Source organism: Sporofaciens sp. St.21A7, from assembly GCF_059728535.1.
The window spans coordinates 975,312-996,505 of sequence record NZ_BAAGFN010000001.1 but is presented as its reverse complement, the minus strand read 5'-3'; the positions used below and the strand labels follow the sequence as shown (position 1 = coordinate 996,505).

Annotated in this window: 20 protein-coding genes; 6 read left to right on the top strand and 14 right to left on the bottom strand. The window is 40.6% G+C overall.

From position 1 onward, the window contains the following. Positions 1 to 152: 152 nt before the first annotated feature. Together AC6I3O_RS04855 and AC6I3O_RS04850 are read left to right on the top strand one after the other, a co-directional pair. Entirely contained in the window at positions 153 to 569 is a 417-nt protein-coding gene (locus AC6I3O_RS04855) for a plasmid mobilization protein (RefSeq protein WP_497849944.1), read from the top strand. Further along, positions 541 to 2,193, top strand: coding sequence for a relaxase/mobilization nuclease domain-containing protein (locus AC6I3O_RS04850; protein WP_497849943.1), 1,653 nt, complete (start codon positions 541 to 543; stop codon positions 2,191 to 2,193). The genes AC6I3O_RS04855 and AC6I3O_RS04850 overlap by 29 nt, the downstream gene beginning before the upstream one ends. A gap of 308 nt (positions 2,194 to 2,501) precedes the next feature. Here the strand turns inward: AC6I3O_RS04850 and tnpA are convergent, their stop codons facing one another. The 12 genes from tnpA to AC6I3O_RS04790 all read right to left on the bottom strand — a co-directional run bounded on the left by tnpA (position 2,502) and on the right by AC6I3O_RS04790 (position 13,351). Next, positions 2,502 to 2,936, bottom strand: a complete 435-nt coding sequence (tnpA, locus tag AC6I3O_RS04845; protein WP_300512659.1) for an IS200/IS605 family transposase — start codon at positions 2,934 to 2,936, stop codon at positions 2,502 to 2,504. A 66-nt stretch (positions 2,937 to 3,002) separates the two neighbouring features. Beyond that, the gene (locus tag AC6I3O_RS04840; protein ID WP_497849942.1) at positions 3,003 to 3,284 is read right to left on the bottom strand and encodes a hypothetical protein; all 282 of its coding nucleotides are present in this window, start codon (positions 3,282 to 3,284) and stop codon (positions 3,003 to 3,005) included. 102 nt (positions 3,285 to 3,386) lie between these two features. After that, a complete protein-coding gene (locus tag AC6I3O_RS04835; RefSeq protein ID WP_497849941.1) occupies positions 3,387 to 3,542 on the bottom strand; it encodes a hypothetical protein in 156 nt (51 codons plus the stop codon). A gap of 56 nt (positions 3,543 to 3,598) precedes the next feature. Beyond that, entirely contained in the window at positions 3,599 to 3,976 is a 378-nt protein-coding gene (locus AC6I3O_RS04830) for a hypothetical protein (RefSeq protein WP_497849940.1), read from the bottom strand. Between the two features lie 90 nt (positions 3,977 to 4,066). Beyond that, entirely contained in the window at positions 4,067 to 4,966 is a 900-nt protein-coding gene (locus AC6I3O_RS04825; RefSeq protein ID WP_497853420.1) for a hypothetical protein, read from the bottom strand. A 151-nt stretch (positions 4,967 to 5,117) separates the two neighbouring features. Further along, the gene (locus AC6I3O_RS04820) at positions 5,118 to 6,017 is read right to left on the bottom strand and encodes a YodL domain-containing protein (protein WP_497849939.1); all 900 of its coding nucleotides are present in this window, start codon (positions 6,015 to 6,017) and stop codon (positions 5,118 to 5,120) included. Continuing rightward, positions 6,017 to 6,247, bottom strand: coding sequence for a transposon-transfer assisting family protein (locus AC6I3O_RS04815; protein WP_497849938.1), 231 nt, complete (start codon positions 6,245 to 6,247; stop codon positions 6,017 to 6,019). Before AC6I3O_RS04815 ends, AC6I3O_RS04820 begins: the two co-directional genes overlap by 1 nt. Then, positions 6,244 to 10,041: a DUF3849 domain-containing protein gene (locus AC6I3O_RS04810; RefSeq protein WP_497849937.1), complete on the bottom strand. Its 3,798-nt coding sequence runs from the start codon at positions 10,039 to 10,041 to the stop codon at positions 6,244 to 6,246. The genes AC6I3O_RS04815 and AC6I3O_RS04810 overlap by 4 nt, the downstream gene beginning before the upstream one ends. Before the next feature lie 347 nt (positions 10,042 to 10,388). Continuing rightward, the gene (locus AC6I3O_RS04805; protein ID WP_497849936.1) at positions 10,389 to 11,027 is read right to left on the bottom strand and encodes a hypothetical protein; all 639 of its coding nucleotides are present in this window, start codon (positions 11,025 to 11,027) and stop codon (positions 10,389 to 10,391) included. A 26-nt stretch (positions 11,028 to 11,053) separates the two neighbouring features. Beyond that, positions 11,054 to 11,374, bottom strand: coding sequence for a hypothetical protein (locus AC6I3O_RS04800; RefSeq protein WP_497849935.1), 321 nt, complete (start codon positions 11,372 to 11,374; stop codon positions 11,054 to 11,056). Between the two features lie 126 nt (positions 11,375 to 11,500). Beyond that, complete coding sequence (locus tag AC6I3O_RS04795; RefSeq protein WP_497849934.1) at positions 11,501 to 12,223, bottom strand: LytR/AlgR family response regulator transcription factor; 723 nt, start codon at positions 12,221 to 12,223, stop codon at positions 11,501 to 11,503. Positions 12,224 to 12,481: 258 nt separating this feature from the next. After that, positions 12,482 to 13,351, bottom strand: a complete 870-nt coding sequence (locus AC6I3O_RS04790) for an ABC transporter ATP-binding protein (RefSeq protein WP_497849933.1) — start codon at positions 13,349 to 13,351, stop codon at positions 12,482 to 12,484. An 858-nt stretch (positions 13,352 to 14,209) separates the two neighbouring features. Here AC6I3O_RS04790 and AC6I3O_RS04785 point away from each other — a divergent pair. Then, positions 14,210 to 14,953: a sensor histidine kinase gene (locus AC6I3O_RS04785; protein ID WP_497849932.1), complete on the top strand. Its 744-nt coding sequence runs from the start codon at positions 14,210 to 14,212 to the stop codon at positions 14,951 to 14,953. Positions 14,954 to 15,652: 699 nt separating this feature from the next. Further along, the gene (locus AC6I3O_RS04780) at positions 15,653 to 16,396 is read left to right on the top strand and encodes a sensor histidine kinase (RefSeq protein ID WP_497849931.1); all 744 of its coding nucleotides are present in this window, start codon (positions 15,653 to 15,655) and stop codon (positions 16,394 to 16,396) included. Between the two features lie 102 nt (positions 16,397 to 16,498). Here the strand turns inward: AC6I3O_RS04780 and AC6I3O_RS04775 are convergent, their stop codons facing one another. Beyond that, positions 16,499 to 17,752, bottom strand: coding sequence for an erythromycin esterase family protein (locus AC6I3O_RS04775; protein WP_497849930.1), 1,254 nt, complete (start codon positions 17,750 to 17,752; stop codon positions 16,499 to 16,501). A gap of 533 nt (positions 17,753 to 18,285) precedes the next feature. Here AC6I3O_RS04775 and AC6I3O_RS04770 point away from each other — a divergent pair. Next, positions 18,286 to 19,416, top strand: a complete 1,131-nt coding sequence (locus tag AC6I3O_RS04770) for a sensor histidine kinase (RefSeq protein WP_497849929.1) — start codon at positions 18,286 to 18,288, stop codon at positions 19,414 to 19,416. A gap of 89 nt (positions 19,417 to 19,505) precedes the next feature. Here the strand turns inward: AC6I3O_RS04770 and AC6I3O_RS04765 are convergent, their stop codons facing one another. Next, positions 19,506 to 20,231 carry a hypothetical protein gene (locus AC6I3O_RS04765; RefSeq protein ID WP_497849928.1) on the bottom strand — a complete coding sequence of 242 codons (726 nt, stop codon included), beginning with the start codon at positions 20,229 to 20,231 and terminating at the stop codon, positions 19,506 to 19,508. Positions 20,232 to 20,554: 323 nt separating this feature from the next. Between AC6I3O_RS04765 and AC6I3O_RS04760 the strand changes: the two genes are divergently transcribed. Continuing rightward, positions 20,555 to 21,193 carry a TetR/AcrR family transcriptional regulator gene (locus AC6I3O_RS04760; RefSeq protein ID WP_497849927.1) on the top strand — a complete coding sequence of 213 codons (639 nt, stop codon included), beginning with the start codon at positions 20,555 to 20,557 and terminating at the stop codon, positions 21,191 to 21,193. Position 21,194: the final 1 nt, after the last annotated feature.

Here is a 21,194-nt window from a genome sequence, read left to right as displayed (position 1 = left end):
CATCACGGTGAAATCTAAATATTTCTATAAAATCCTTTTTTCATTTCCCATTGGTGTTCCCTAATCGGCTTATATTATAGGAACTCTTTTTGAATCCTTATACTCAACAACGAAATATCTTTTTTACGATTTTAACAGAAAGGGACTATACAATGGCAAGACCAAAGAAGGACAGGGAACTACAACACAAGCACCAAATCATGCTCCGCCTTACCGATACGGAATATGAAATCGTCTCTGAAAAAGCAAAAGCCACGCACCTTCCAGTGGCTGAATATGTCAGAAAACAGGTTATGAAGCAGACGGTCACGGCTAAATATGAGATTGTGGCAGACCTACCGGAGCTGAAAAAGCTGGTTGCGGAGTTTGGGAAAATCGGCAGCAACTTAAACCAGATCGCAAGACATTTTAACAGCGGTGGCATCCATTCACAGGAAATGCGTAAGGCAATCGACCGGAGCGTTGCCAGAATCTATGAAATGAAATATGAAGTCTTGAAGATGGCGGGAGATTTCCACTCTGCCGCCGGAGGAAGCCCTAATGGCAATACTGAAACACATAGCGAGTAAAAATGCCGACTATGGGGAAGCACAGCGGTATCTCATGTTTCAGTATGATGAAGATACAAACAAACCGATACTTGATGAAAATGGTGAATTGATCCCACGTAAGGAGTATATCATGGACGGCATAAACTGTGATCCGTTCACGTTTGACATGGAGTGCAGGGAACTAAATGCCCAATACCACAAAAACGAATCCTATGATGAAATCAAATCCCACCATTATATCATCAGCTTCGATCCAAAGGACGCAGCAGAAAATGGCCTGACCGGGGAACATGCACAGCAGATTGGAATGGAATATGCAAAGAAGAACTTTCCCGGCCATCAGGCTCTTGTCTGCACACACATGGACGGGCATAATGGAAGCGGCAACATCCACGTACATATCGTAATCAACAGCTTACGAAAATATGATGTGGAACGACAGGACTTTATGGAGCGGGCTTGCGATTCCCGTGCCGGGTATAAGCATCATGTCACCAAGGATTACCTGATCCACTTAAAGCAATCACTCATGGATATATGCCATCGGGAACATCTGCACCAGATAGATTTGCTTGCCCCGGCAGGGAAAAAGATCACAGACCGGGAATACCACGCAGGGCGCAGGGGGCAGAAGAAACTGGATGAACGGAACAGACAGCTCCGTGCAGACGGGCTTACACCGCGAAAAACGGTATTCCAGACGCAGAAAGATTTCCTGCGATCTGCAATCGAAGATGCCGCAGCCGTTTCCAGCGGCCAGGAAGATTTTCAGGCATTTCTTCTGGAAAAATATAATATCCGCCTGAAGGTCAGCCGTGGAAGGTTCAGCTACCTCCATCCGGAACGAAACAAGTATATCACCGGGAGGATACTCGGCACACATTATGAAGAAGATTATCTTTTGGAGCTGTTTAAGGAAAATGCAGAGCATAGAGAAAACAAAAAGAAAACGGTTGATGCGGAAAAACATAATACAGAATCGGAGAAATCTACAGCCCGTCCATCCAATCTACTGCTGGAGGAAGCTGTATCAATCTTGTTTATCAAGTCGGATCTGCGGCTGGTGGTTGATCTGCAGGATTGCGTAAAGGCACAGCAGAATGCCGCCTACGCTAACAAAGTGAAACTTTCCAACCTGAAAGAGATGGCTAAGACAGTCGCTTACATACAGAAACATGGGTATGACACAAGGGATTCCCTGGAAGATTCTTTTTCAGAGATTAAGGGCCATGCTTCCGCTTCCAGAAAAGATTTGAAGTCTGTGGAAGATAATCTCCGAAGGATAAATGAGCAGATTCATTATACAGGCCAGTACCTTGCCAATAAACCTGTCTATCAAAAATTTATGAAAGCAAAGAATAAAGGGCATTTCCGGCAGGAGCATCCGACAGAAATCGCACTCTATGAAACGGCACGAAACTTTTTAAAAGAGCAGTCTGCAGATGGGAAGCTCCCCTCCATGAAATTGCTGAAAGCGGAAAAAGAAAAACTTATCCAGCAGAAAAAAGAGGCACAGAAAACCTACCATTATTACCGGGATTATCAAAAAGAATTAAATACAGTCTGTTCCAATGTCGATAAGATTTTAGGGCAGACGAACACCCGGCAGACGGAGAAACAGAAAAGCGCCGATATTTCTTAATCGTTGTGACGGAAAAACAGCCGCAGGATTCCTTTATCAAATCCTTGCGGCTGTTATGATTCCAATGAAACGAATATGTTTAAAAAATATCTTCCACTTTAGGGATTATTCCGCTAATACCTTCGCTTTTTTCTCTCATAATACGGAGCATTTCATCCATTTTCTTCTCCACATATTTCCGCATTTCCACCCGTGCCGCTTCTTTCGGTTCAAAGGAAAACTGAACCACTACCGGCTAAAGCCGGTAGGTTCGGTGTGCTGCTAAAGCAGCCTAAAGTTGTCTCTGCTCTTTGTTATTCCTTTTATCTTTAACTTATTTCAAAGTTGTCTGTTTTTAATTTCTCTTGTAAATCTTGATTTTTAATATACTCTTTGATAATTTCATCTGTTACATTTCCACTACTTGCCACAAAGTATCCTCTTGCCCACAAATGCCGTCCCCAGAATTGCTTGTTCAATTCTTTGTATTCCATCTGCAATTTTCGGGATGTTGTTCCCTTAATATATTGTACCAGCTTACTTGCTGATAGATGCGGCGGTGCTGATACCAGCATATGGATGTGATCACTTCCTACATGCCCTGCCAGGATTTCTACCTCGTTCTTTTCGCATATGATTCGGATTAATTCTCTTGTCCGTACCGCTATCTTTCCTGTTATCACCGGTTTTCTATATTTTGTTATCCAAACCAGATGGTACTTAATATCATACGTGCAATGTGACGATTTTCTATAATTCTCCATATTCTTCACCTCACGTTTAGTATTTCTATTTTTACTTTTTTCTAAACTTGAGGTTATGGGGTTGACCTAAAGGTTTCGCCTTAAGGCGAGGGTTTTAACCCCATTATACAGACAATAAAGTGGCTTCTCCCATTTTGCCTGGAATGGATAGGGGAAAACATATAATTTCTTCACTCCCGGCATATCCGTAAACAACTGGAAAATCTCATAGGGCAGGATTTCCCCGCATACCAGGACAGAGCTTGTATCGGCATAGTAAACCTGGCCCTGATACGTCGGCGTACCCAGGGACGCAAGCTGCTTCAATGCGTTCATACGTATCGGTTCAATCTGGGTATGCTGTCCCACACGCCACCTTGTCTGCGGGGCAAGCGCCCTGTAAATCCGTCCGGCTTCTTCATCCTCCCGGATATTATCGTCATAGTCATACCTGTAATTTTCTACCTGTATCTATCTGTATGCAATCAGGCTTGTAAAAAGTGCAAGGGAATCCAGGTCAGCATATACTGATTGATGTCCCCTGCCCTGATAAGAGCATAGAATATCCTCTAATGCGTCCATGATTTTCTTCATGGTTTCATATTTTTTGTCCGGTTCTTTTCCCATTTCTTCTTCCTATTCTACGCTCCGTTTTTGCTGTCAGAAATATTTATTGGCATATCTTATGTCTTGTCCGATATTTCAGCCTGGTTTGCAGTTGCCGCCTTCTCCATTTTTTCTTTCTTCAACTGCTCTGTACGCCCTAAATCCACATAGTGCCTCTTCTTCACGCCCCACCGCTTGTAATAGCAGAATGACGGTTTTAAATTCGTTTTCTTTGCATAGGAGCGGATCTGTTTCATAATAAAAGAAAGTTTCTTTAAATTACACGTACAGACTGCTTCCAGATACCGTACTTTCCCGAATCTCCAATCCTCATATTTTTGTTTAGGCAGCACTCCTACGTCAACCAGTACATCTGCCGGGGCGGCGTACCCTCTCTGCTGGCATTGGTGGTAGACAGCGGAATGTACTTTCCCTATCATTTCTGATTCCTTCACTTTGTCCTCCATGTGAATAACCCCGGCTGTATCCATTTGCAGCCGGGGACTCCAATATTCTTTCTTTTTTATCTGCTTACTCCAAAATTATTATACCGTTTGAAGCAGCCCTTTTTCAATTTCCCGAATGTCTTCCACAGACAATTCAGGAAAACAGCCTGCAATTTCTTCTGCCGACATTTTCCCCAACTTTAACATATTTTCTACGCCACCCCTTACTGCCTCTTTTGCGGCCTCACGCCTTTCACTTGCGATATGGGTACGCATGATCTTCTCTTCATCAAACAAAGACATCATAATAGATATAACCTCCTTTTCCCTGCCTAACAAAAACTCACGTAACACATCCCTGTCCTTACAGATACGGATGGTTTCCGTGACAGCTTCCCGGCTCCTCCCATACTGTTTCACCTGTTCGTTATATACTTTTGTAAAATTTACATACTGGCTGATAATATCATTTCCTTTGCCGCCATAAAGCACTTTCACCTTTACTTCAATGGCACATTCCTTTCCGCCGAAAAATTCTTTGGAAAGTGAGATCGTTTCCGGCCTGCTGGCACGCTCTCCTGTAAATATCATGTATAACTCCGGTTCCGGGACATGGACTTTCTTGCTCCCGTATAAGTCTGCACCCTGTTCCTCAAAGTAATCATGGTAAATCTGCACTAAATACATCAGCACTCGTATAATGATATTCATCGTCCATGAAGATTGATGCTCGACCAGAAACATGATTTTATCCCCAACTCTGAAAGCCAGGTCATTAAAGATTCCGTTCGCAAGGACATTTCTTATGGTAATGTCTGTAAGCGCATCTTCCGTCGTCTCCGCATCCTCCGGGTGGAGCGCACGGTATAGCTGCATCAGGTACTTTTTATCCCGGAAAAGCGCCCCGAAAACACTGTCTTTCGCCGTATATTTTGCAAACGATTCCTTTTTCTCTGCCGTTTTCTCTTGTTGTTCTTCCTGTAATGTCTCACCCTGCATCATATCACCTCGGTTCCGGCTTTTCTGATCAGTCTGGCAAATCAGCTATGCCCTGTCTGCTATGGTTTTATTATACAGAGAAATTCTCCATTGTTCAAGACATAAAAAGAGAGAAGCATCCGGCAGCATTGGCCAGACACTTCTCCCTTTCTTACTTCCTCCTGCGCTCCATATCCTCTGCCATTTCCATCTGCTGTGCCGGCTTCCCATACCGCTTTGCAATCTCTGCCTGTTTGCGGCGGAGCTTTGCCAAGACGGATGCCCTGCCATTCTTCCCCTTGGGGGACATATTATTCCGCCTGCCATCTATCATGTTGTAGTTCTGTTCCTCGTCTATCTCGGAACTGCGGAGATACTCGCCATTCTCCATATATTTCTGCCAGTTTTCAAGAGGCGGCTTATCCATAGTATTGCCGGACGGCATCTGGATATACCTATTGGTTGTACTCTGTTTTTGCATCTCTGGCTCTGCGGTATGCTGCGGTGAATGGAGACAATCCTTGATCTGCTGTACGGTTGCCTGGTCAAAACCCTGGTATGTATGGTCTACAATGATCTTCCCTTCTTCATCCAGCACAACCCATGCCACTTCTTTTCCATAGGTTTCATGCTCCATCAGGAAGAACTGCTTTCCGTCTATGATAATGCTGTCAAAAACGTGCCAGCACCCCTCCTTCCCTTCGATATGAAAATCTGCTGTATCAATAGACACAAGTGCGCCGGATGAACCGCTCCGGATAAAACCTGCTATTACTGTAAAGCCATCTTTTTCAACATAATAGGAAGTCACAACACCGTCCTTATTCAGCACAAGCACATCGCTGACACTGATCGAATGGCCATGAAATGTCCGTGGCAGTTTCCTGTTAAAATGCCTGCGGATCTGTTCTGGTTCGTCTCCCGGCTGCATCCGTGCCAGGTATACCTGCTCATAATCCCCGTACCGTACCCGGATTCCCTTCTCCTGCAGCGCACTGTAAGACCGGAACCGTATCTGCCTGTTTTCCGGGATATTTTTAAGCTGGTAGACTGCAAATTGGTTCACATCCATCATTCATCCTCCACCGTTTCCTCTTTGTACGGTTCCAAATCCATGTTTAAAAATGCTTCATCCGTAAGGAACCATAGCTTTTCCAGTGTGCTGTTAATAAGTGCGAGCATTTCTTCATCCCTGCCTATGTAGGGGATCACATTATATATTTCCTCTATGGTTGCCTGCCTGCTTTCCTTCTGGAACATTGCCATCAGGAAATATTCATTTTCCTCAAACCTCACCATCATAATTCCGGTTCTCCTTTCTTCTTTGCCTGTGCCTTCTGCTCCTGTTTTTCCTGTCCCGGCTTTTCCTTCCCCTGCGCTTTCATTCTTGCCTGCCGTTCCCGGAGGGCATTTAAGACAGACTGCTTCTTGCTGCCGCCGGATATGGCTCTGTCTGCTTTGGGGGCATTTTCAGCCGCTTTTTTCAGTTCTGCAGGCTGCTTTTCCGATACCTCTGTATCTCCAACAGATTTCCGTACCTCTGTGGCTGGATTCCTGTTTTCTTCCATCTGAACAGCTTTTCCTTCCTTTACCTCTGGCATTGTCTGTTGCGGAAGCGCTGCTTTCTCTTGCGGAGCTGATACCTCCTGCCCCGTTCTTTGTTCCAAAAGCATTGCTTCCATATCCGCAATCGCTTTCTGCACCAGCGGGCTTTCTCTGTAATGAGGAATTTCATTGATAAATTCCGTTTGGATTTCTCCCGCCACCATAAGGTCACAAGTCGTACCATCATAGATGCTGTCATCCTCTAATTGAATACCAATACTTTTTATGCCATTTAGTCTGTCCGCAGGGATTTTTTCATATAATTCCATTGCTTCCTGCAATGTCTCCAAACGGTCGTGATATTCTCCCAATATATGAAATTCTGAACACTCTGCCACATAAAATGTTATAGACTGTTTCCGGTCTGCCCGCCCATTACTTTCAGGAATCTCCATATTGCCTTGCTTTTCGTCCAGATACTTCTCCGCACTTTCCAAATATTCTTTTAAACTCCCGGTCTGTTCCGTAGAGATTGGATTGATGTCAACCGGGATTCCTGCTATCTTCAACCCTCCCTCATGTAACGCATTGAAGAAAACATCCTCTTTCAGATTACCGCTGTAAGACACTGCAACATCTATATCCGAGCCTTCGTGGTAAAGCCCTTCCCTGGAACGGCTCCCATATACCCTTGCGCCAAGCAGCTCCACTTCCTCCGACAGCCCCATTTCATCAATCTGTGCCTGGGCATAGCAGAGTACGGTTTCCTCTATCCCTGCACGGCTCTGGCCGTTTAAGGCAGGCTCCGGCTCTGTCATATCAGAAACCAGCGGCAGCTTCCCCTTCTCCGTTTCTTTCGCCTGTGTTTTCTGCAGATCTTCCTGTGCGGCTGCTTCTGCCTTCTCCTGCAATTCCTCATAATCCATAACCTTACATGCCGTCATGGAGATTCCTTCATCAGAAAGGAGTGCTTCCATCGCTTCACCGATGGATATATCCGGGTTATCATACACTCCCCCGTCAATCTCCCGGAAATCCCTGCCATAAATCGTATAGTCGTAGCCATCTGAAACAGTCTGGATGGAAAAATACCCTTTTCCGGTCTGGTATGCAATCTCAACATCGCAATTATCAAGATATTCTTTTGCTTTCTGTGATGCCGCCATCGTTTCCTCACGCACCCATTTTCCACTCAGGGAGTATTTTTCTATGTCTGTGAGTGTTTCGGTTCCATTCCTGCACTCAATCAGGGACATCCTGGAGGGCGGCTGTTCGCTGCTCTCCATGCCAAGCCGCTTGTCCACATGGGGCGGAATCTCATGATAAGCAGTGACTGCCGTATCCATATCTGAAAAATACTGATATGCCCTTTCCGCTTTGCTGCCATCGGCATTCTGTATGACATAGTATTGTGCAATGAATGGCGTTTCCAGCTCTGCCTTCATCTCTATCCCCTTTTCCGAGAAATATTCACTAATGGCTTCCATTGCCCCCTGGTCAAACCCATGCTCCAAGTCCTCTGCCACCAATTCCCCTTGCTGATTAACAACAATAGATGCCACAGAATCCCCATATTCCTCATGCTCCATCCGGTAAAACAGCTCACCGCTGATCTCCTTTGCTTCTACCGTATGCCATGTGCCGAAATGCCCATTTGCAATAAACCCTTTCGTTTCCTCATGGATCTGCACACTTTCTTCCATCCCTAATTCCTGTTCCCTTATCGCATCCCTCGCAAACCCGATAAACCCGTCCAGTACCGCCGGGTGGCTGCTTACCACATAATCAGCATTCATATCCATCCCCAAGTTTATGTTCTCCGGTATCTCATACCCCTTTGCCCACGCCTTGTTCCCGATAGAAAACCGCCCGTCATGTTCCAAATGCTGTACGGTATTGGCAAGGATGAATACCACACGTTCCGCACCATATTCTTCAAGGACTCCCTTAGCGGCGTCATGCGCCAGATGCATCCCGTCAAAGTTCTCCTGGATTGCGTCCTCAATGGCATTTTTGCAGTCCAGGTTCAGCTTTCTTGATTCCAGGTAGTCATCCGCCCTGCCATGCTCCATCGCATAAGTAATGGTATGCGTATAGAGCGGTGGATACACTTTTTCATATGGTTTGCTTATATCATCGTTTTGCGGCTCCTGCAGGCTGCTTCCCTGTAATCCTGCGTTTTTTTCCTGCTCCATCTTTCTCTCCCTTTGCGAAAAGAACTCCGGCAGCTCCGTATATCCAAAAGAATCCACATAATGTGCCGTAACCTCCCCACCTTTTTTCAAAACAACTACATCGCTGACAGAGAGGGAATGCCCGGTAAAATCAAGCGGCCGCCCGATATTGAATTTCTCATACAGGGTATCCAGTGTTTCGTTTTCCCCAAGCACATCATTATAAACCATCTGGTAATCATCATATTCCACGGAAAATCCCTGTTTTTTCAGGTAGTCTATACCCATAAACAGATATTTCCGGCCTTCCCCATCATCCCTGATCTGATAGATGGCGTAACGATCCTGATTACTGCTGAAAAGTAAATCTTCGTTTAGATGTTCCTGCTCCGCATTTTCCTCACGCACGGATTCCATCACCTGGTAGCTTTCCCACTCCCCGCTTTCAATGCCGAATATCCCATCTGTTCCCATTTCCAAAATATCTTCCTGCGTATTCATCAGGGTACGGCTCCCGTCCTTATTCAGACTATATATATTTAAGCCTGCATTATGCAAAGCCACAGCCCGCTCCACCTTGAGGGGCAGGATAGAATCATTGCGGTAGCCAAATTCATGCATCTGCATAAGACCGATCTGGTTGTCCGGCAGAAAGTCAATCTCTGCCTGTACGTCCTCCATGATTTCCCGGATATTATGCGCTTCTGGATTTTCCACAGCCTTCGCAAGTTTATTCACCAACTCCCTTGTGTCCCTTGGATTGTCTAGCTTATAGGCATACAGGACAGCCAGGTTATGCGCTTCTCTCCCCAAAGCCGTATGCCCATACTCCGCACGGCTGATCATCATTTCCACCTGTACCAAAAGGGAAAACTCTGCCGCATCTACGATATGGCCTGCATCCATATACAGGACATCGTAAAACTCCGGCATCTCCTGGTTTTTCTCCGTATCTTCCGAATCCCTCCATAAATCCAGATGTACGCCGTGGCTTTTCAGGAACTGCTCCGGATTTTTATTTTCCCCCTCCTGTTCAGCAAATGTATGTAACAGCCTTAATAAATCTACCCGCCCGACATTATCTACAAGATAAAACTTTTTTGTATCTTCTCCAAGAGGTGCAAACTGGAATACCAGGTCATCTTCTGTCAGCTCCCTCTCAGCCTCTTTTTCTTTCTGCAGCTTCTGGATATTCTCTACCATGCTGTCAATGAAAGCTCCTGCCGTTTTCCGGATAAAGTCCATAGAGCCGCGTAGCTCCTTCATCTCCATGCTGCTGGCCCATCCCGCTAAATACGGAAATGAATAGTCTGACGTATCCAGATTGAAGAAACTGCAGACCGTGAAAGCCACGCTCTCCGCTTCAAATGGATACATCAACATTTATATTCAAATATACATTTTCCATCATTTTCGTTCTTACTATCCTCTTAGAACACGTTTATGAATCGTAAACGTCAATATCTGTTTTCCGCACTGCCTGAAAAGCTATGTACACACATATAGATTCCGGGAAATGCCTCTACAATAAAAAATCTTCGCCAGACAGCGAAGATTCTAAGAATGTCTACAAAATAACACTTATAAACATTCAGCTTTATTTCTATTCTGATACTCCTTTTCTGAAAAGTGTTCCCACTGGTTGAATTGAAGCAGAATACATATTCTTACATTTGATTACTGAATTTACACCCACCCGACAATTTTTCAAACTCGAAGTTATTTTATCCCCAATGTGGAATAACTAATTGATAAATAAATGCAATCACGAATGATAATCCGAGTTCAATGGCAAACTCTTTAGGTTTTCTATGCAAGATAACTACACCAATTATCCATGTAATAATTTCCATGATGTTATATACATAAAACCCCTGTGTAAGCGAAAACGCCTGGGCAAATAATACACCAATAATTACACTGGATATGATAATTGCTATAATTCCTTCTCCTCTTGCATACCAACATATATATGCCATAAAAACAGACGCAAAAGAAATCACAATCCATACCATCATATAAGCTCTCGGCAGGAACCCTAAGATATAATTGCAATAGAGATAATATCCTGCCAACATACTTACAAAGAATAAGAATGTGTTAATAGAAGCCCTTACTGGCGTCTTTGAATATACGGATATAACTGTCGCCAATAAAATCCATATTGCTAATCGACCAAAATAGTTTCTAATGTCAAGTTGCTGCATTAACAACGGGAAGAGATTGCTCGGTGAACCATCAATCCATTTCTGCAATACTCCAAGAGCAAATCCAAACAGTATTACTCCTATTGTTGCCACCATCTGTATTTTAAGAGGAACACCTTTTTCGGGGATTCTGATTTTTTCAAAGAATGATTTCATTTTTCCTCCACAAACTGGAAGTTGAGTTAATCTTTTGGTGTACATAAGTGCCATTCATTATCATACAATACAGCAATTCCACCTTCGACTTTTGCGTATGGCATTTCTAATTCTCTGTTAAAATTTGTTTCTCCGTCTTTTTCTGGAAAAGTATCTATATAAGAAGTTGTATATCCAATAATTGCACTTTCATCTACTTCTGCTGGCATTGGCTCTGAACTATACAAATAGATTCCTCCGTCCACCATAATTGCGGCTGGGTAATCTGACATTGATTCTGTTCTTGTACACCCAATTAATCCTATCAAGCAAACCAAAACTAATGCGATAGTTCTCATCTTTTTCATAGTCTACCTCCTTAACAACAAATCCCGATTTATATACTTGATTATAAATATTTACCTGCAACTTGCAATGTACATTTATAAGCTCATTTTTACTGAGTACACAACTCCAATAAGAAAGTTTTAATGCTATTTCAACCCTTTCATCATACGGCACGAAAGCAGGCATTCATCTCCATTGACCATGTAGATCACCCGGTTCTGAAAGTCTATTTCCCTGATATTATCCTTGTTCACCAAAAAAGACCTGTGACAGCGATAAAACCGCCCATCCACCTCTTTTTCAATCTCTTTGATCTTCCCTAAAAACTCCATCCGACGATTTTTGCAATGCAAAATAATCTTATGCACATTCGGAGATGTTTCAAAAAAGAGGATATCGTCATAATCTACTGTAAATACCTTTTCATTTACTTTCACTGAAAAATTTGCGTGTATCTTGTTATTGGCAGACGCAAATCTTTGATTCGCTTTCAGAATGCACTCGTATACTCTTTTACCTAATTCTTCCGGATCATCCTTCAAAATGAAATCCAATGCCTCTAATTTGTAAATGAATGTCAGGTAACTCATTTCCGAATGGGTTGTAACAAAAATAATAAACCCTCTTGGATCATATTTTCTGATTTCCTGTGCCAGAGTTAATCCTGTCATATCTGCACCAAGAGCAATATCCAGAAAATAGATTCCAACCTCCTCTGTAACTTTCACTTTTTCAAGGATTTTATGTGGGTCTTCCGAAACGCAGCTAAGTTCCATGTCCAGCTCTTCCATAAGGACAATATTTTCAACCACCTGCTGTATTTTATCTCTTTGCGCTTCTATATCTTCACAAATATATATTTTTAACATACTGCATTTCTCCTTACATCTGACACCATACCATAGCGAAAGCAACTCTTTCCGGCTACCATATAGGGCAGTTCTTTTTCGACTACCATAAAGACAGTTCACGGGACGAATTGTCCGTTGTTTTATTATCACGAAATGCCTGGAATTTGTCAATAAAAAAGAGGACAAATTACTATCATTCCGCATATTTTTCATAAACCGCCAAACCGAAAGAAGCCAAATGACTCCTTTCGGTTCAAACAGTTGATAAAATCGTACTTAGTCTTTCATAAGCTCTAAGAATGTATCCTCCAGCGTCTCGCCTGCCTCATAAAGCCCTGTCATTACTACATTGTGTGATACCAGTAATTTTGCCACATCCTTTTTTTCATCGGCATCAATGTGGAGCCGTAACTCCTGCCCGTTCTGCGAAACCACATGATATCCATTTTCCTGAAGGATTTTTTGTGCAGCTTCCGTGTCCAGACTTTCTATTACATAAGTAATCGGTTTCTCCGTCCTGCCACCCCGGAACTCCATAAACCTAATGACCTCACCTTTTTTGATTATGATCGCCCTGTCACACATTTTTTCCAACTCGCCCAATAAATGACTTGATATCAATACTGTGATGTTTTTTTCATTTGCAATCTTCCTTATATATTCACGGACTTCATAGATACCTTCCGGATCCAGTCCATTAGTAGGCTCATCCAGTATAAGAACATCAGGATCCTTTAATAAAGCCTGTGCAATCCCCAGCCTTTGCCTCATGCCAAGGGAGTATGTTTTGACATTCTTATTCGCAGCATCCATAAGCCCTAACAGTTCCAGCAATTCTCCTACCTTCTTTTTCCCTACACCATTTAATCCGGCAAAGTACATGAGATTCTGATAGCCCGTGTTGTACGGATAAAAACTAGGTGTCTCGATCATGCTGCCAATATCCCTAACACCACTCAGATCCACTTCCCCGGTATAATTTCTGGTCAGCCCTACTAAGATTTTCATGATACTGGTTTTTCCGGCTCCATTCGGTCCAATCAGCCCGACAATCTCTCCGCTTCCAAGTTCAAAGGATACTTTATTCAAAATTTGAAAATCTTTTGCCCTTTTACTGACATCTTTAACTCTTAATACACAATTCATATTCCGCCTCCTAATCCTGTTACTCAGATTTTCATCTTTACAACTTTATTATAAAGCAAAAATCCCTGTTCTATCTTTTCTGTCGTAAACGCCTGTTTTTTAATCATAACCGCTATTTTCCTTGCCAATTTATCCACAATAAGCTATAATGAAAGAAACGCCAAGATTAGCTCGCGGGTCTTGGCGTTGGTTTTTGGGGTCAGCTTTCCTGACAAAACACATTGATGGCTTCGTAAGCGCTCTTACGGAGCATTTATCGAAACTGATTACAATAATATGCTGCTTTAAGGAGTTTTTATGATTACACTATATTTGATTGCTTCCATATTGACTGCGCTTATGATGATATGTAATATTTTTATACTGACTCATCCTCATCTTTCCATAAAGAAATATCCCATTTTCTTTTTCTCATTTTCAACGCTTTTTTTCATAATGGTATATTTCACCTTTTATCCTATGTTATTTGTTATACTGGCGGTCAATTCTATTCTGTTAGTGAAATTCACTAAGAAATTATATTCGGTTTTTTATATTCCGCTTGGTTATATTTTCAACAACATTTTAGGCAATTTAATAACGTTTGCCGCCAATATATTATGGGGTCTCTCCATCAAAGAATTAAATGCTGATAGATTTCTTGTGACCATATTTCACATCTGCACAATAGCAGCGTCTTGTCCCGTTCTTTATCTGGTCAGACGCTTGCACGAGCGATATCTTATCAGTACTTTTGAAAAAATGAGCAAAAAACTGCTCACTTTGATAGCTTTAACCCTTTTGCTTTGTGCATCTATGCTTCTCACGATGGCTTCTTTTTTTGATAACCTAGAGATTACACGCAGAGAGTTCATTTTAATGGTTTCTTCGCTTGTCCTTTATTTTCTGTTTACAATAAGCATGATTGTAATCGTACTGCACACAACCCGAAAAAATTATGAAGCCCAGAAAAAAGTTGAGTATCTGGAAAACTTAAACGAATACACCAAGAACCTGGAAATGGTATATAATAACCTGCGGTCGTTCAGGCATGATTATATCAATATCATGGCTTCCCTTGCTGCATATATTGATGAGAAAAAATATGAGGAACTGGGAGCCTTTTTCTATGAACATATTTTACCGATGCAAAAAAACCTCACACAAAAAAATGGGGCGTTGAACAACTTATCAAATATAAATATACTGGAACTGAAAAGTATCTTATATACGAAACTGCTCTTAGCCGTCAATCAGGATATCGAAGTGAATATAGATATTCCGGATCAAATTGACTCCATTCACATGGAGCCGGTTGATCTGACCAGAATGCTCGGCATTTATCTGGATAATGCGATAGAGGCATCTTTGGAAACAGAACATCCGGTCATTCATTTTCATCTGGGCAAAATAAATCAGGATATCGTATTTATTATATCAAATTCGTTTATTGACAAAGGACTCTCTGTAGACCAGATGCTCAAAAAGGAAGTAACCACAAAGGGAACTGGACATGGTATCGGTCTTTACAATGTGTCTGAGATATTGAACCGCTATGATAATATCTACCATGAAACCTTGATTAAAGAGGGCTTGTTCATACAGCAGGTTCAGATATCATAAAGGATTGCCGTGAAATAGATCGACACTCGGATTTGAGTTAGCTTCGCTGACAAAACACATTGGCGGCTCCGTGAGCGCCCTTACGGAGCGTTTTTTCTAAACAGGCCACAAAAATTATACTGTTTTAAGGAGACTTTTATGATTACACTATATTTGATTGCTTCCATAGGAATTGGGCTTATGATGATCTGTGATATTTTTATATTGACTCATCCAGATCTTTCCATAAAGAAATACCTCATTTTCTTTTTCTCGTTTTCAGTGCTTTTTTTTATAATGGTATATTTGACCTTTTATCCTATGTTATTTGTTATACTGGCGTTGAACTCTATCCTGTTAGTGAAATTCACTAAAAAATTATATTCGTTTTTTTATATTCCGATTGGTTATATTTTCAACAACGTTTTAGGCAATTTAGTATCGTTTGCATTCAATATATTATGGGATCTCTCCATCAAAGAATTAAACGCTGATAAATTTTTTATTACCATATATGTTATCAGTACAATAGCAGCGTCTTGTCCCGTTCTTTATCTGGTCAGACGATTGCTCGAAAGGTATTTTATCCGTACTTTTGAAAAAATGAACAAAAAACTGTTCATTTTAATTGCATTAACCCTTTTGCTTTGTGCGTCTATGCTTCTCACGATGTCTTCTTTTTTTGATAACCTGGAAATTACGCACAGGGAATTTTTTTTAATGGTTTCTTCTGTTGTCCTTTATTTTCTGTTTACAATAAGCATGATCGTAATCGTACTGTACACAACCCGTAAAAATTATGAAGCGCAGAAAAAAGTTGAGTATCTGGAAAACTTAAACGAATACACCAAGAACCTGGAAATGGTATATAATAACCTGCGGTCGTTCAGGCATGATTATATCAATATCATGGCTTCCCTCGCTGCATATATTGATGAGAAAAAATATGAGGAACTGGGAACCTTCTTCTATGAACATATTTTACCGATGCAAAAAAATCTCACACAAAAAAATGGGGCATTGAACAACTTATCAAATGTCAACATACTGGAACTGAAAAGCATCTTATATACCAAACTGCTTCTGGCCGTCAATCAGGATATCGAAGTGGATATAGATATTCCGGATCAAATTGATTCCATTCACATGGAGCCGGTTGATCTGACAAGAATGCTCGGCATTTATCTGGATAATGCCATAGAGGCATGTCTGGAAACAGAACATCCGGTCATTCATTTTCATCTGGGTAAAATGAATCAGGATATCGTATTTATTATATCAAATACGTTTATCGATAAAGGACTCTCTGTAGACCAGGTGCTTAAAAAGGAAGTAACCACAAAGGGAGCTGGACATGGTATCGGTCTATACAATGTGTCTGAGATATTGAACCGCTATGATAATATCTACCATGAAACCTTGATCAAAGAGGGCTTATTCATACAGCAGGTTCAGATATCATAAATGCGTACCCATAGTAAATGACAAAATTTTTGTTTTTGGCACTCACCATAGGTACGCATTTCTTACGGATTATCCGCTTTATTAAAATCAGGGAATATATTTTTATTTATTAAGTAATGTTGACGGTGTAACAGCCTTGAAAACAATCATACCATCAAAAGTATCCTGTGGAATAATCGTACTTGTATATGCAGCTTTTACCTTTTTCAGCATACTGGACAAACCGACATTAAGCGTAGTAATTGTCTGCTCACTGCTCAGAATCTGTTTCCATGTTTCATCCAAGGCAGGACTTGTAAAGTCAATAAAATACTGACTGTTATCGGCATTAGTAAGTTGACTGTTTAGATCATTTGAATTGCTGACTTCAATAACCTCAAAATCCCCATTGTCTTTCTGGGAGTTAAATTGTGTTTTCTGTGCGTCCGTCCCAATCGCATAGTAGCCGTTGTCAAGATTTTCCGATAACAATTCTCCTAAACAGGTATAGCCTGCCACAGATGTTTTTCCAATGTGTCCATTATGTCCATTGATAAACAGGACGCTGCCATCGCCATGCTGCATAAACCACTCTACCTTCTCATACATATATTGGTCACGGGTGGCATTGTAGTTGTCACTCAACTGCACCTCACAAAACGCATAAATGGTATTTACACATTCTTTTGCAAAATCAAAGGCGGGCTGGCCCAGACTCTCTGCAATGTCGGTTTCAGCAGCGTCCAGTTTAAGTAAAAACTCTGAAACGCCTTCTTTTGCACTATTCAATATGGTTTTATCTAAAGAATATCTATTTTCATCTGTAAGTTGTGCAAATACTTCTGAATATTCTGCACTTAATTCCGGGTAGGCTTGGTCGATAACGGAAAACAGATATTCTTTGTTGTTATCAAACCCCTGTACATCCATACCATAAAAATGCAATGCTTTTTCCTGCGAAACGGTTTCGTTGTATGAACGCATCCAATCTACCAGATCCGCCATTTCCTGTGTACAATAAATGGAAAAACCTATTTCCGCAACTGCTTCTTCGGCAGTGCCATTGCCGCCATTGATATATTGATCCACTTTTAGCGCACCGCCAAAATCTCCTTCTATGATAAAAGTACGGCAGCCGTTATTCTCCACTAATGCTTTGAACACATCAGCTTTCATCTGATGATATTGCGCCACGCCATGACTCGCTTCTCCTAAACCCACTACCTGCACATCTGAAGATATTGGAATCGTTCCAATGTCAGCCTGTGTGTAAGACAGATCTGCGGAAACAGACGATGTAGAATTACCGCAGCCAGCAAACAGAGCCAGACAAATTGATGCTGAAAGGCATACATTAAAAAATCTTTTCAATTTCATACAAATCACCTCATTGTTTTATGTTTTTACAAATATGATTATACCTGTCTTTTACTGATTCTCACGATTTTATATTCAAATACCTGTTTTTCGTCATTTTCGTCTTTACAATCTTTTTGATATTCATTTAAGAATCGCAAACGTCAATATAAGCCCACCAATCATAAATACTGTTTTTCTTGCCAATTTATCCACAATGAGCTATAATGAGTGAAACGCCAAGATTCGCTCGCGGGTCTTGGCGTTGGTTTTTGGGGTCTGCTTTGCTGACAAAACATATTTGCCGCTCCGCGTGAGCACCCTTACGGAGCGTTTTTCCATACTGATTACAAAAATTATGTTGCTTTAAGGAGTTTTTTATGATTACAATATATTTAATCTCTTCAATATATATTGCGCTTATGTTGACCTGTGATATTTTTATATTGACTCATCCACATCTTTCCATAAAGAAATACCCCATTTTCTTTTTATCGTTTTCAGTGCTTCTTTTTATACAAGCATATTTTACCTTTTATCCTATGATATTTGTTATGCTGGCGTTGAATTCTATCCTGCTGGTGAAATTCACAAAGAAATTATATTCGGTTTTCTATATTCCGCTTAGTTATATTTTAAACTGCGTTTTAATAAATATATTAGGATTTGCCGCCAATATATTATGGAATCTCTCCATTAAAGAATTAAATTCCGATATTTTTTTCCTTACCATAATTGACATCTGTACATTAGCAGCGTCCTGCCCCGTTCTTTATCTGGTCAGACGCCTGCTTCAGAGATATCTTATCAGTACTTTTGAAAAAATGAGCAAAAAACTGCTCACTTTGCTTGCTTTAACCCTTTTGCTTTGTGCATTTATGCTTTTCACAATGGCTTCTTTTTTTGATAACCTGGAAATTACACGCAGAGAGTTCATTTTAATGGTTTCTTCGCTTGTCCTTTATTTTCTGTTTACGATAAGCATGATCCTTATCGTGCTGCACACAACCCGAAAAAATTATGAAACGCAGAAAAAAGTTGAGTATTTGGAAAACTTAAACGAATACACCAAAAACCTGGAAATGGTATATAATAACCTGCGTTCCTTCAGGCATGATTATATCAATATCATGGCTTCCCTCGCTGCATATATTGATGAGAAAAAATATGAGGAACTGGGAACCTATTTCTATGAGCATATTTTACCGATGCAAAAAAACCTCACACAAAAAAATGGAGCATTGAACAACTTATCAAATGTCAATATACTGGAACTGAAAAGCATCTTATATACCAAACTGCTCTTAGCTGTGAATCAGGATATCGAAGTGAATATAGATATTCCGGATCAAATTGATTCCATTCATATTGAGCCGGTTGATCTGACAAGAATGCTCGGCATTTACCTGGATAATGCGATAGAGGCATGCCTGGAAACAGAACACCCCGTCATTAACTTTCATCTGGGCAAAATGAATCAGGATATCGTATTCATTATATCAAATTCGTTTATTGACAAAGGACTCTCTGTAGACCAGATGCTTAAAAAGGAAGTAACTACAAAGGGAGCTGGACATGGTATCGGTCTTTACAATGTATCTGAAGTATTAAACCGCTATAATAATATTTATCAAGAAACATTGATTAAAGAGGGCTTATTCATACAGCAGGTTCAGATATCATAAAATGCGTACCCATAGTAAATGACTTTTAGCGTTCACTATAGGTACGCATTATTACGGATTATTCGCTTTGTTAAAGATTGGGGAAACTATTATAAATCTTTTTTCTGTAAAACAGCCATACCTGTGATTAAAAATACAATGCCTGTGACTATAAATACTGCAATGTTCTTGATACTCAAAACCTGATACATCAGGAATTCATCGGATATGCAAAACAACACATACTCCAGTCCTTTTTCCAGTGCTGTTATTTTCTGTCCAATCATATTTAAAATACTTGGCATTATCCAAAACAGCACGATCAGATAAATAAAAGGCGTAATGGTTGTGTTGAGAAAACATGTGACCATCACTGCTGTTGCACCTACGGCAAAACCGTAAATCATATAAATCAGGATTACTTTTCCAATGGTTTCCAATAACATAGGCGCTGTCCAAGGCTGTTTACAGATGATCAATGCAATGTCATATAGAATTCCGCCACATAGACCAATCAATATATTGGCAAGCGCTATACTCATAATTTTTGCCATGATGATCTGGATTCTGCTGCTTCTTGATGTAAAAACAAATGTCGCTGTTTTTAAATCAAATTCTTCCCCTAAACTCTTTGCTGCTAAAAACATGATTAAAATACTGGAAAAGTTTCCATAAAGGGCGATTACATTGTGTACCCCAAAATTATTTGGAAACGCATACGCACCGTACACCATTCCCCCATCCACGACCAGCACCATGATCAGACCTAAGAGAAATTCTCTTTTTTTCAATAATTTTGACAATTCCAGTAATGTAATACTTATTGTTTTCTTCATAACTATGACTCTCCTTTCACTTTAAACTCATTATATACATTTCCACTCCCTATTCCCGTTTTTTTCTTAAACGGGTAAAATTAAGTCGTAAGCGTAAAAGTATGTGTAAAATACTGCTTTTCCGCATCCTGCAGACAGAGTTACCCACATTTCCATAAAACAGCCAGTTATACACATTCCCACGAATGACGGCGACTACGAAATTCCATTCACTCATACATAATACATACATTTTGCTAAACACCTTTTTCCAGATAAAAGTTGACATTGTTCCTTAAAACCATTATAATTAAACTCTAAGTTTAATTATAAGGAGATAGGCAATGGCGCGGAGAAAAAAAGAACCGAAAAGCGTACACCGAGAAAAAATTGCTTCCGCTGCGTCAGTATTGTTCATGGATAAAGGTATTGCAGCAACATCTATGGACGATATAGCAAAAGCAGCCGGATATAGCAAAGCGACTTTATATGTGTATTTTGAGAACAAAGAGGAAATTGTTGGTATTCTAGTGCTGGATAGTATGAAAAGACTTTATAATTACATCGTTTCTGCACTAGAGCAACAAAAAACTACAAAAGAACAATATAATTTCATATGTCGTGGGTTGGTTCAGTACCAAGAAGAATTTCCATTCTACTTCAAAATGGTATTAGATAAAATCAATATTGATTTTGAAAGCCACGATTATCTTCCCGAAGAAAAAGAAACTTATCAAATAGGGGAAGAAATAAACGAAAAGATAAAGGAGTTTTTAATCTCCGGCATAGATAAAGGCGATTTGCGTGGCAATCTGAAAATCATGCCTACTATTTTTAATTTTTGGGGTATGCTGTCCGGGCTTATTCAGTTTGCAACAAACAAAGAGGAATATATTAAAAAAACAATGGGATTATCAAAAATCCAGTTTTTAGAGTATGGTTTTCATATGCTGTATTGTTCTATTGCAGACAAGGTGGAATGAG